Source organism: Exiguobacterium sp. RM11 (genome assembly GCF_059821525.1).
This window is the reverse complement of the sequence record NZ_CM187558.1, coordinates 1,488,618-1,501,515: the sequence shown is the minus strand read 5'-3', so window position 1 is coordinate 1,501,515 and position 12,898 is coordinate 1,488,618. Positions and strand designations below refer to the sequence as shown.

At 47.5% G+C, this 12,898-nt stretch carries 10 protein-coding genes; 9 read left to right on the top strand and 1 reads right to left on the bottom strand.

The features are described 5' to 3' along the window. The first annotated feature begins 88 nt into the window (after positions 1-88). From AC5LIL_RS07845 to AC5LIL_RS07835, 3 genes are all read left to right on the top strand, one after another. Entirely contained in the window at positions 89-613 is a 525-nt protein-coding gene (locus tag AC5LIL_RS07845) for a type 1 glutamine amidotransferase domain-containing protein (protein ID WP_026826070.1), read from the top strand. A gap of 26 nt (positions 614-639) precedes the next feature. Then, complete coding sequence (locus AC5LIL_RS07840; RefSeq protein ID WP_337873769.1) at positions 640-1,374, top strand: Bax inhibitor-1/YccA family protein; 735 nt, start codon at positions 640-642, stop codon at positions 1,372-1,374. Between the two features lie 75 nt (positions 1,375-1,449). Further along, the gene (locus AC5LIL_RS07835) at positions 1,450-2,562 is read left to right on the top strand and encodes an NAD(P)/FAD-dependent oxidoreductase (RefSeq protein ID WP_499823806.1); all 1,113 of its coding nucleotides are present in this window, start codon (positions 1,450-1,452) and stop codon (positions 2,560-2,562) included. A 36-nt stretch (positions 2,563-2,598) separates the two neighbouring features. Here the strand turns inward: AC5LIL_RS07835 and AC5LIL_RS07830 are convergent, their stop codons facing one another. After that, positions 2,599-3,162 carry a TetR/AcrR family transcriptional regulator gene (locus AC5LIL_RS07830; RefSeq protein WP_499823805.1) on the bottom strand — a complete coding sequence of 188 codons (564 nt, stop codon included), beginning with the start codon at positions 3,160-3,162 and terminating at the stop codon, positions 2,599-2,601. A 121-nt stretch (positions 3,163-3,283) separates the two neighbouring features. Here AC5LIL_RS07830 and AC5LIL_RS07825 point away from each other — a divergent pair, with 121 nt between their 5' ends. The 6 genes from AC5LIL_RS07825 (at position 3,284) to AC5LIL_RS07800 (ending at position 12,841) form a co-directional block, all read left to right on the top strand. Next, positions 3,284-4,156 (top strand): ABC transporter ATP-binding protein, encoded by an 873-nt coding sequence (locus AC5LIL_RS07825; RefSeq protein WP_499823804.1) that lies wholly within the window; start codon positions 3,284-3,286, stop codon positions 4,154-4,156. Next, positions 4,157-4,951 (top strand): ABC transporter permease subunit, encoded by a 795-nt coding sequence (locus AC5LIL_RS07820; RefSeq protein ID WP_499823803.1) that lies wholly within the window; start codon positions 4,157-4,159, stop codon positions 4,949-4,951. A gap of 65 nt (positions 4,952-5,016) precedes the next feature. Beyond that, entirely contained in the window at positions 5,017-5,829 is an 813-nt protein-coding gene (locus AC5LIL_RS07815) for an aldo/keto reductase (RefSeq protein WP_499823802.1), read from the top strand. A gap of 116 nt (positions 5,830-5,945) precedes the next feature. Next, positions 5,946-6,698: a TspO-related membrane protein gene (locus AC5LIL_RS07810; RefSeq protein WP_224860860.1), complete on the top strand. Its 753-nt coding sequence runs from the start codon at positions 5,946-5,948 to the stop codon at positions 6,696-6,698. 255 nt (positions 6,699-6,953) lie between these two features. Then, complete coding sequence (gltB, locus tag AC5LIL_RS07805; RefSeq protein ID WP_499823801.1) at positions 6,954-11,393, top strand: glutamate synthase large subunit; 4,440 nt, start codon at positions 6,954-6,956, stop codon at positions 11,391-11,393. Further along, positions 11,390-12,841: a glutamate synthase subunit beta gene (locus AC5LIL_RS07800; RefSeq protein WP_499823800.1), complete on the top strand. Its 1,452-nt coding sequence runs from the start codon at positions 11,390-11,392 to the stop codon at positions 12,839-12,841. Before gltB ends, AC5LIL_RS07800 begins: the two co-directional genes overlap by 4 nt. Positions 12,842-12,898 lie beyond the last annotated feature (57 nt).

The following is a 12,898-nucleotide window of genomic DNA, read 5'->3' as shown; positions in this document are numbered from 1 at the left end:
TCCATATACTGAAAAAACAACCTTGATTCTTCGTTTTCGAGAACCTCTGTTTCGGGTATAATGGGGAATGAACAAAAGGAGGGGTTTGATGAAACTACAAGGAAAGAAAGTCCTTCAACTTGTCAGTAATGACTTCGAGGATTTAGAACTTTGGTATCCTGTACACCGTCTTCGTGAAGAAGGTGCGCATGTCATTTTAGCCGGGGAAAAGGCAGACCATGCCTACATTGGGAAGTATGGTGTGCCAGCGAAATCGGACGTATCATTCGATGATGTGGATATCACATCGTTTGATGCGATCCTCGTACCAGGTGGCTGGTCACCTGACTTGTTGCGCCGTTTTGATTCTGTGAAAGGCTTCGTCCGTTATATGGATGAACAAAAACGACCAATCGGCCAAATTTGCCATGCTGGATGGGTCTTGATTTCAGCGAATATTTTGGACGGGGTGAACGTCACGAGTACACCAGGAATCAAGGACGACATGGAAAACGCAGGCGCCATTTGGCATGACGAACCTGTTGTCGTCGATGGACATATCGTCTCAAGTCGTCGACCACCCGATCTACCAGACTACATGCGTGCGTTTATCGACGTGTTCGCAAAACAGTAATTGAATCATAAAGGAGCTATACAACGTTGAACTTAAAATCGAATCCACTACTTCGTAAATCAATGCAGTCTACAGCTTACAGTGCCGAGCCGATGACGAAAGCTGGGACATGGTCAAAAGTGTTCACCTTGCTTCTTCTCGTCACAGCGGCAGCCGGAACGACGTGGCTCGTCGTTCCTACAATCGGGGAAGGGCTCTTGTTCCCGCTCATGATCGGGTCACTCATCCTCGGTTTCATCTTTGCGTTACTCATCACGTTCAAGCCGAATACGGCACCTGTCGTTGCGCCGCTCTATGGAATTGTCGAAGGTGTCTTCGTCGGTTCAATTTCATACTTCTTTGAAGCGATGGTCCCTGGTATTGTCGGCCGTGCCGTCATGACGACGTTCGTCGTCGCGTTTGCGATGTGGTTTGTCTATACGACAGGTCTTGTCAAAGTGACGCAAAAGTTCAGAGCAGGTGTAATGGCTGCAATCTTTACGGTCATGTTATTGTACCTTGTCCAACTCGTCATGAGCCTGTTCGGTTCAGGATTGGCGTTTATGACAGGTTCAAGCCCACTTGCAATCGGCGTACAGTTTGTCATTGTCATCGTCGCTTCGCTCGCACTCGTCTTAGACTTCGATTTCATCGCACGTCAAGTCGAAGAGCGGGCACCAAAACAATTAGAGTGGGTGGCGGCGTTTGGATTAATCGTCACGCTCGTCTGGTTGTATATTGAATTGCTAGACTTACTGTATCGTCTAGCGATGAGAGAATAACAATCAATCATCGATCCATTGGGTCGATGATTTTTTCACGAAAGGATGTGTTCATCTGTCTGAAAAGGCAGCTACATGATGAAAAAAATTGTGATTATTGGGTCGGGCATCGTCGGTGTCTCCACAGCCTATCATTTGGCTGGGAAAGCTGACGTGACGGTCATCGACCGTAAGGAAGAAGGACGGGCGACAGATGCTGCGGCAGGAATCGTCTGTCCATGGATTGCGCAGCGGCGTAACAAAGCATGGTATGCACTCGCTAAGGGTGGTGCACACTATTATCCGCATGTCGTGAAAGAGTTGGAAACTGAAGGGGAGACGGACACTGGATACAAACGTGTCGGGACACTTGCACTCCATGAAGAGTCTAAACTTGATCAAATGATGGAGCGGACGATGGTTCGTCGCGAAGAAGCACCAGAGATCGGTGACTTAGAACGATTGACAGCAGAAGAGGCACAACGTCTTTTCCCTCCACTATCAGATGAATATGATGCGCTTCTAGTCAAAGGTGGCGCACGTGTGGATGGTGGGAAATTCCGTGCAGCACTTGAACGAGTCGCTATGAAACGTGGTGTGAAATTTGTATACGGTTCTGCACGGTTGACCGATGGGGACGCGATTGGCGTCGAGTGTGAGGGAGCTCGATATGAAGCGGATGAAATCATCCTTGCGAATGGGGCGTGGCTTCCGGAGCTGTTACAGCCTCTCGGATATACGGTGCGCGTCGACGGAGAAAAGGCGCAACTCGTTCACGTCCAGTTAAAAGATACCGATGCCTCGAATTGGCCGGTTGTCATGCCGCCAAGGCGACGTTATCTACTTGGATTTGAAGACGGGAAGGTCGTGATTGGCTCGACCCATGAGAAAGGTAAAGCGTTCGATGTTCGACCGACGGCGATTGGTGTCCACGAAGTGCTGACGAAAGGGCTTGAATCAGCACCAGGACTTTCGGAAGCAGAACTCATCGAGACGAAAGTCGGTTTCCGTCCGGTCACACCGAACTCGATTCCTGTACTCGGGAGAGTACCGGGGGCGAATCAATTGCTTGTGGCGAACGGACTAGGGTCATCCGGTTTGACGGTCGGTCCGTTCATCGGAAAAGTGTTAAGTGAACTCGTGCTGACGGGCGAATGTGAAGTGGACCTTTCACTCTATCCGATTGAAGACTTTATATTCAAAGCATAAGAAAAGGTGGCTGTCTCTTTATTGACAGTCACCTTTTTAGCGTTTAATGACCCCGTTCAAAAAGAAATGAAAATAGTCTTCCATCGTCTCTTTCATGTCCCCGATTGAAAAATGCGGGTCGGACAGGATGGCCTGTTGCATCAATTGAACGTACCGTAAGTAGGAAGTGGTCGATAATGTGGCATCAATAGTGCCTTTTTGTTTTCCGTATTCGATTAAACGGGCGAAAGATGCATAACCACGAGACGCCAACTGCTCCCAGTTCGGATCTTGTTGAATCATCGTAGTGATGGTCTCATCAAAAAGAACAGCCGTTTTGATTTTTCGTTTCAAAATATCGACGAGTAACGTCTCAAACGGAGCGTTCGACTTAATTTGTTCATCAATCCAACTCATTTGTTCTTCCGTCATCTGCTGCAACACTTCAATGATGACTTGTTCTTTCGAGCCGAAGTAATTGTAGATCGAGACGGGAGAGACATGAGCTTGCTTCGCGAGTTCACTTACGGTAAACCGAGATTGTTTTTCTGTCATCAAGTCATATGCGGCACGTAAGATGGCCTGTCTTTTTTCCTCGGTGCGTTTTGCGAATCCATCCATAGGTCGGAGCACTCCTTTCTATAGTTTTGTAATAAATATACCATTTCCATTTCAAAAAAGAACGTGATATACTAGTTTTGTAATCATATTAATCTTATATTTCAAAAAAGGAGGGCTTGTGATGATTCGGATTGAACGATTGACAAAACGATTCGATGCAACCCACGGTATTTTTGATGTGTCACTCGATGTGTTACCCGGTACGATTTTTGGATTCATCGGACCGAACGGTGCTGGGAAATCGACGACGATTCGTCATCTAATGGGTCTGTTGACACCGAGCGAAGGGAAGGCGACCATTAACGGGTTCGACTGCTGGAGCGAAACCGAGCAGGTCAAACGAAATGTCGGTTATTTACCTGGGGAAATCAATTATCCACAACATATGACCGGAGAAGAAATCATTCGGTTGACGCGTCATTTGCATAAAACGGATTCTGCACGAGAGCTGCGACTTCGCGAACGATTCGCATTCGATGAGTCGACGAAAGTTCGGAAGATGTCTAAAGGGATGAAACAAAAGCTCGCCATCATCACGTGCTTCATGAAAGAGGCACCCGTCTATATTTTGGATGAGCCTACGAGCGGACTCGACCCGCTCATGCAAGAACGTTTGATTGATTGGCTAATCGAAGAAAAAGAAGCAGGTAAGGCGATTCTGATGAGCTCTCACCATTTTCCTGAGATGGAACGGACGTGTGATCGAGCCGCGTTGATTAAAGACGGGCGCATCATTATTGAGGAAGATATGGAAGAGCTTAGACAGCACAGTGTGAAACGATATCAGATTGAGTTTTCTTCTGAGGCAGAGGCAATCCGATTCACCGAAACGACTGGAACGCGAGATGGAATACACGTAGAAGTCGCCATCACGTCGCCAGAAGACTTGAACAACTTGATTCGAACGCTTGCCGACTATGAGATTCGTTCTTTGGAGAGTGGCGCTGACGAACTCGAACACTTGTTTATGCAGTATTACGGGGAGGCGACATAAATGTTAATACGCTCAATGTTTAAACAGAATCGCAGTTGGATTCTCGGTTATTCGGTCGGGACAAGCGTCTATCTCTTCTTTTTGGCCGCTATATTCCCATCCATTCAGGAAACGGGACTGATTGAGGCGAAATTAGAGTCACTACCACCTGAGTTACTCGAAGTGTTTCAAATTGATGCGACGATGGCGATGGATAATCTGCTCAATTTATTGTCGAGTAACTACTATGGATTGATTTTTTATGTACTTGCCGTGTTGTTTGCGTTGACGTTCGCCTCGAAACTTCTTGCCAAACCGGTCGATTCAGGTGAAATCATGCTGTATATGGCAGCTCCGATTTCTCGTGTCACATATGTATGGTCTACGTTCGTCATCCTGATCATTGGAGTTGGCTTGTTTGTCGGGTTGAATGGCTTCAGTCTCATGGCGGCAGATGTATTATTCGATTTACAAATCGACTATGCGGTTTTATGGATGCTTCAATTAAACGGAGCGCTCATGCTTCTCGTATTAGGGGTCGTTGCCTATATGCTGGCCAGTCTGTTTGATGACAGTAGTAAATCTTATATGGTGACTGGCGGAATCTTCACGTTCTTCTTGATGGTGAATATTATCAACGGAGTAAGCGAGCAGTTCGAATGGTTAGGGAACATCTCTTTCTTTTCTCTCTTCGATACTCCGGCCATCATGCGTGAAGAGTTCGGTGCTGTTCACTTTATTTGGTTAATCGGCTTGTTAATCGTGTTTTCAGCACTCTCATTCTTCCGCTTTACCCGAAAAGATTTAACGATTTAGTTTTCCGAAATAAATTGTCGGGTATGATACAATCAGCTCGTTAGAAAGAAAAGGGGATGAATGAAATGTTATATGCTACGTTACGAAACAAAGTAGAGATTCCGATGATTGGGTTTGGGGTATGGCAAGTCGACAATGAGACAGAGGCACCAGCTGCTGTCGTCGAGGCACTCAAGACTGGCTATCGCCATATCGACACGGCTGCCATTTATAAAAATGAAGAAGGCGTCGCAAAAGGGATTAAAATCTCTGGAATCGACCGTTCAGACCTATTCATCACATCGAAAATTTGGAATGATGATATTCGTGAAGGGAAGACGAAAGAAGCATTTGAAGACTCATTAAAACGCCTAGAGACAGACTATTTAGACCTTTGTCTGCTTCACTGGCCTGTTGATGGTTTCGTCGATGCTTGGAAGGACCTGATCGAACTATACGAAGCTGGAAAGATTAAAGCAATCGGTGTTTCCAACTTCAAAGAACATCATCTTGAGACGTTAAAAGAAGAAGGACTGATGGCACCACTCATCAACCAAGTAGAACTTCATCCACAACTTCCACAACCGGATTTGTTGGACTATTGCCAGGATGAAGGCATTCAAATTGAGGCGTGGAGTCCACTTATGCAAGGGAAGTTCTTAGAGATCGATGCCTTCTCGGAGATTGCGGAGAAGCATGGAAAAACGCCTGCACAAGTTGTGCTTCTTTGGCACCTCGAGTCAGGTCATGTCGCATTGCCGAAGTCGGTGACACCGCACCGAATTCGTGAAAACTTCGACGTATTCGATTTTTCACTCGACGCGGACGATTTAGCAAAAATCGACCAGGTGGCGACAGGTGAACGTCTTGGACCAGATCCGGACGAAATCGACTTTTAATGACTTGGGGCTCGCATTTGCGAGCCCCTTTCTAAGTGTAGAGTCACATGGATGCGGGTAATGATTATTATGTTGCTAAAAGGAGGTGTTTGATCTTCATTCAGAAGATCGTGCTTATGGACTTATCAAAATGGCCAATTGTAAACTGGGTCGCTTTTCTAGCGACCGTCGTCATCAATTATTTTGCGAGCGGTGATAATGCCGCGGTTTCAGACCGAATTGACATCTACTTTAAACCGGCGGGTTATGCCTTCTCCATTTGGGGCGTCATCTATGTCGCATTACTTGTCTGGTTAGTCTTACAATTGAAAAAAGGGACGACGGCCAATCGACAGGCCGAACGTATGAAAGCAGGATTCCTGATTTCATGTGTGTTGAACGGATTGTGGCTTCTCGCATTTACGAATGAGTGGTTCGTACTCTCGCTCGTAATCATGGTGGCATTCTTAGCGTCTCTATGCTGGCTATACTATATTGCATTCCGCACATCTACAAGTTGGCTCGATCGTTTCCCGTTCTCGATCTATATCGGTTGGGTGTCGGTCGCAACGATTGTCAATACGTTCGTCGTGATGAAGACAGAACAGATCACTTCTTTATTAGGTCTTGATGAACTTGCATGGACATCGCTCATGCTGATGGTCGGTGTTGTATTAGCCCTACTCTTTATGTGGTGGCATCACGATTTCATCTATCCACTCGTATTCGTCTGGGCCTATATCGGTATTTTTGCAAGAATCGAAGAAGGGACACTGTATGTCGTCATCGTCAGTGCGCTCGCATTGCTCGCGATTGGATATATCGGTTTGATCTTGTGGAAGCGTCCGAAATCGTTTTTGCATCACCCGCGAAAAACAGTTGAACACTAAGTTCGAAAGGGATGTCTATAAAGATATCCCTTTTTTATGTTCTTAAGAACCTACAAATAAATAATATTCATGGATATTTATTCTTTATCTAACATAACTAAAACGATAAAACCTATTGATATCAGCTATGTATACGCTTTCAATCGTAATAGATTCAATTCCTATTATGCAAAAATACATACAGTCCACTTGATTTTTCAGAATATTTAGAACAGAATGTTAATTACGAAACTGTGAGTGAAAGGGGTCGATGATATGAGTCGAGTTGGACTGTATGACTCAAGATTTGAGAAAGACGCGTGCGGGATTGGATTATACGTCAATTTAAACGGACTAAAAAAACATGAGATTGTCCGTAAATCACTCTCGATGCTATGTAAATTAGAGCACCGAGGAGGGCAAGGTGTCATCGATGCCGGTGATGGTGCGGGTATTATGACTGAAATCCCACATGAACTTTTCACGCAAACGATGAACCTTCCGTCACCTGGTCGTTACGCTGTCGGAATGGTTTTTTTTCAGCCATCAGACGATCGGCTAAAGGAAAAAATAAATTTGATGGAACGCATGGCAGATGAATTAGACTGTTCGACTATCGAGTGGCGAGAAGTACCCGTGGACGCAACGCAAATCGGGGAACATGCACGCGTGACGCAACCGGTCATTTATCAGTGGTTCATCTCTTGTCCGTTTCTCGATGAAGATGCGAATGAACGTGTGTTCTATGAACTCCGACGAAAGATTGAAAAAGTTGAATCGCTAAACTTATATATTGCGAGCCTGTCGACGAGAACGATTGTATATAAAGGAATGCTGACGCCAGTTCAAATTGATGCCTTTTATTTGGACTTGCAATCACCGCATTATAAGAGCACGTTCGGGATCGTTCACTCTCGCTTCTCAACAAATACGTTTCCTTCATGGGAACGTGCACACCCAAACCGGATGATTGTCCATAATGGAGAAATCAACACGTTACGAGGCAATATCGATGCGATGCGAGCGCGCGAAGGGGTCACATCGACCGATTTGTTTGAGGATGTGAATCATTTGTTCCCAGTTCTCCAAGAGGACGGCAGTGATTCGTCGATGCTTGATAATGCCTTCGAGTTCTTCACACGCACCGGTCGATCGATTGCGCATACGGCGATGATGTTGATTCCCGAACCGTTTGTTGAAGGTAAGATGGAACCGTTCAAACGTGACTTCTATCAATATCACTCATCCATCATGGAGCCGTGGGATGGTCCAACCGGCGTCGTATTTACCGATGGGCGACAGATCGGTGCAATTTTAGACCGGAACGGGTTACGCCCGATGCGTTACGTCGAGACATTGGATGGAGAATTGATTCTGTCATCAGAGACAGGAGTCATCCCTGTCGATGCCGAGAACGTCAAATCAAAACAGCGCCTACGACCTGGGCAGTTGCTCTTGATCGACTTGATTGCGAAACGTTTGATTCCCGATCAAGAAATCAAGGAGACGATTGCAAAATCGGAGCCGTATCATAAATGGCTCAAACAAATGATGAAAGTGGAAGATAGAGGTGTTCAGGAACAAGACGTCTCAGAACTAGATCGTGTGCAACGTGCGTTCGGGTATACAAAAGAGGATATCGAACAGTATATGATTCCATTAATCAACGATGAGAAAGATCCGATTGGGTCGATGGGGCATGATCAACCAATCGCAGTTCTCTCTACCCGTCCTCGGTCGCTCTTCCATTACTTTAAACAACATTTCGCGCAAGTGACGAACCCGCCAATTGATGCCTTACGGGAGAAAATTGTCACAGCGACGTTCACTTGGATTGGTCCGCAAGGTGATCCGGTCCATACCGGACGTGGTCACGCGAAACGTGTGTGGCTGGATCATCCAATCATCGATGGTTCGACACTCGATCAAATTAGTGAGCGACTCAAACTCGCACGCGTCGATACGACGTTCACAAATGATTTAGAGGCGTCGCTTGAAGCCCTTTTGCAATACGTCAGCGAAATTGTACGAAATGGTGCGAACGTCATTGTCCTATCTGACCGTTATATGTCACGTGATCGGGCTGCGATGCCGGCGCTCCTCGTGATCAGTGCCGTTCACCAACATTTGATTCGTGAGAACTTGAGATCGAACTGTAGCGTGATTTGTGAAAGTGGTGAAGTGCGAGAAGTGCATCAGGCTGCGACTTTGATTGGTTATGGAGCCGATGCGGTCTACCCTTACGTTGCCTATGCGACGATTCAACACTTGGTCGAACATGAACAAATCACTCATTCATTTGAAGCGGCAATTCGTTCCTATCAAAAAGCTGTCGTTGAAGGCATCGTCAAAATCATGTCGAAAATGGGAATCTCGACGATTCAAAGTTATCGTGGGGCTCAAATCTTCGAAGCGGTTGGATTAGACCGTGATTTGATTGAAACACATTTCCGAGGAACGACGTCTCAGCTGTCAGGAATCGGATTCGTTGAATTAGAAGACGAGGCAAAAACACTCCACAAAGACGCATATGAGACAAACCGCCCGCTCGAAGCGGGAAGTGACTTCCAATGGCGTGCAGACGGAGAGGAGCATGCGTTCAATCCGAAGACGATTCACTTGTTGCAACGCGCCTGCCGTGAGAATGAGCGAAAATATTACGATGCCTACGTGAAGTTGCATGAGTCGTCGGGACAATTTATCCGTCAGTTGTTCGCGTTTAAGGAACAACGTCCGGTGGCGATTGATGAGGTGGAACCGATCACGGCAATCGTACGCCGCTTTAAGACGGGAGCGATGTCGTTCGGATCCTTGTCAAAAGAAGCACACGAGACGCTCGCTATTGCGATGAACCAAATCGGTGCGAAAAGTAACTCAGGTGAAGGTGGGGAAGACCGTGCTCGCTTTGTCCCGGATGAATTCGGGAACGAGCGCATCAGCCGCATCAAACAAGTGGCGAGTGGCCGTTTCGGCGTGACGGCGGAATATCTATATCATGCCGATGAAATTCAAATCAAGATGGCACAAGGGGCAAAACCAGGGGAAGGTGGACAACTTCCAGGGAACAAGGTGTATCCATGGGTCGCCGAAGTCCGGGGATCGGTTCCTGGCGTCGGACTCATCTCGCCGCCTCCGCATCATGATATTTATTCGATTGAGGATTTGGCACAACTTATTTTTGACTTAAAACATGTGAACCCGAACGCGAAAATCAGTGTCAAACTCGTTTCAAAATCAGGGGTTGGGACGATTGCAGCAGGCGTGGCGAAAGCGAACGCGGATACGATTGTCATTAGCGGATACGACGGTGGGACCGGTGCTTCTCCGAAGACGTCAATCAAGCATACAGGTCTTCCGTGGGAACTCGGTCTCCTAGAGACACATCAAACGCTCGCATTGAACGGACTCCGGGGAAGAGTCACGCTCGAGACGGACGGGAAGCTTATGACGGGTCGCGATATCGTCATGGCAGCCATCTTCGGTGCCGAAGAGTTTGCGTTTGCGACAGCACCGCTCGTCGTTCTCGGATGTATCATGATGCGCGCATGTCATTTAGATACTTGTCCGGTCGGTGTGGCGACCCAAGACCCGGTACTTCGTCAGAAATTTATGGGGAAACCAGAGCATGTCGTCAACTTGATGACGTTCTTGGCTGAAGAAGTGCGGGAAATCTTGGCGTCACTCGGTGTCACATCACTCGACGAAGTGGTCTGTCGAACAGATCTACTCGAAGAAAGCGTGTGGAAGACGAATCATCCGAAAGCGCGACGTCTAGATTTGTCTCCAATGATTTCGATGCCGACACCGTTGCCGGAACGAGAAGAACTCACTCATCCGGCATACCGTTCATACGATCATCGTAAGCTCATCCCGGCTGTATCACGTTCCATCACTTCTGGCCAACCGACGTTCTTCGTAGGTCGCATCCGAAACACCGATCGAGCGGTCGGAACACAGTTAGGTTTTGAAGTGACGAAAGTTCATGGTCAGGTCGGTTTACCGGACGATACGATTTCGCTTCGCCTTAGTGGATCTGCCGGACAAAGTTTGGGGGCATTTTTACCGAACGGAATCACTATCTCTGTCATTGGCGATGCGAACGATTATATCGGCAAAGGCTTGAGTGGAGGAAAATTGGCATTGATTGCTGAAAAGCATGCGCCGTTTGATGAAAGTGAACAAATGATTGCCGGTAACGTCTGCTTGTACGGAGCGACGAGCGGTCAGGCGTTCTTCAACGGACATGTTGGTGAGCGGTTCGCCGTTCGTAACTCTGGTGCGACGGCAGTCGTCGAAGGAGTAGGGGATCACGGGTGTGAATATATGACCGGTGGGACGGTTCTTGTACTCGGACAGATAGGACGAAATTTTGCCGCCGGTATGTCCGGTGGGACAGCTTATATTTACGGAGCGCAAGCCTATGAACAACTCGTCAATGAGGAGCTTGTCTCCGTCGTACGGGAGTTGGGCGATGAAGATATCGAACAAATTTATGCGCTTCTTGAAGCGCACCAATTCCACACAGACAGCGTCAAAGCACGGACGATTTTAGAGTCATTTGAACAAGTACGTTCACACTTTGTGAAAGTCGTTCCGAGAGACTACGCGAATGTCTTAGATGTGATGCGTCAAATTGAGGCGGAACGCCCAGAATTGAGTGAAGCAGACAGAGCACTTGAATTGTTCCGTGTCGTGACTGAAGGAGGTACCGCATGAAACATAACTTTTTGAACATCGCGCGAACGACCTTACCGGAACGTCAAGTCGATGAGCGTGTGAGAGATTATGACGAATATGCGACGAGAATGGATGACGAATCGGTCCAGCAACAAGCCGCGCGTTGTATGGACTGCGGCACACCGTTCTGTCATGTCGGTGATTTGATTGGTCAAGAGACGATTGGATGCCCGATTCATAATTATATTCCAGAGTGGAACAAGCTCGTCACGAAAGCGGACTGGATGGGCGCATATCATCGTTTGATGGAGACGAACAACTTCCCGGAGTTCACGGGAAGGGTTTGTCCGGCACCTTGTGAAGGATCGTGTACTCTCGGAATCAGTGAAGATCCGGTTGCCATCAAGTCCATCGAGCGAACAATTATCGACCGGGCATTTGAAGAAGGATGGGTGAAGCCGAGACCGGTTCATCGAAGAACCGGGATGACGGTCGCCATCATCGGAAGTGGACCTGCTGGTCTAGCCGCCGCTGATCAATTGAATCAATTGGGTCATTCGGTCACCATCATCGAGAAAGCGGATGAAGCGGGAGGACTGCTCATGTATGGAATCCCAAACATGAAACTCGATAAAGATGTCGTAAGTCGTCGCGTTCGGTTACTCGAACAAGAGGGGATTGTCATCCGAACGAACGTCGAGGTTGGTAAGGATGTAACGGTCGAATCGCTTCGGAACGAATACGATGCGGTCATCTTGGCGACCGGAGCTCAAAAACAGCGCACGCTCGGGATTGACGGAGATGATGCCGTTGGCGTTGAAATGGCGATGGATTATTTGACGGCATCCATGCATGAACGAAAAGGAGCTCCCCTTGTCTCTGATTATGACGCCAAAGACAAAGATGTCATCGTCATCGGAGGAGGAGATACAGGAGCGGACTGCGTGGCGACGGCAATCCGTCAAGGTGCAAAATCAGTCGTTCAATTTGGGAAGCACCCGTCAAAAGGGTTGCTCCGTGCACCAGAGAAACCTTGGCCACTTCAACCTGACACGCTTACGACCGATTATGCGTATGCGGAATCACTCGCGGTCTATGAGAAAGACCCGAGAACATATTTGATTCGCTCCAACCAAATCGTCACGAAAGAAGGACGTGTCACAGGGATTGAAACGGAAAGGATGACGAAAGTCGTCAACCCGGATGGTCAAGCGACTTTCTTCGTAGAGGAAGATTCGATGGAGACGTACCCGGCGGACCTCATCCTCGTCGCCATTGGATTTGAACGACCAGAGCACGAGTTGCGGAAAATCGGCGTCGAGAAGACGAAAGATTTCCATACGGAAACGGATAACGTCTTTGTCGCTGGGGATGCGAAGCGGGGGCAAAGCCTGATTGTATGGGCAATTCGAGAAGGACGAGAGGTGGCAGAAGTGGTCGATGCGTATCTCGATACTTGCAAGACCGTTTTAAAAACCTCATCATAAAAAGGAGCGACAACTGTCGCTCCTTATCTTTTGTTTAGGAGGAGTTTTATGTTCACC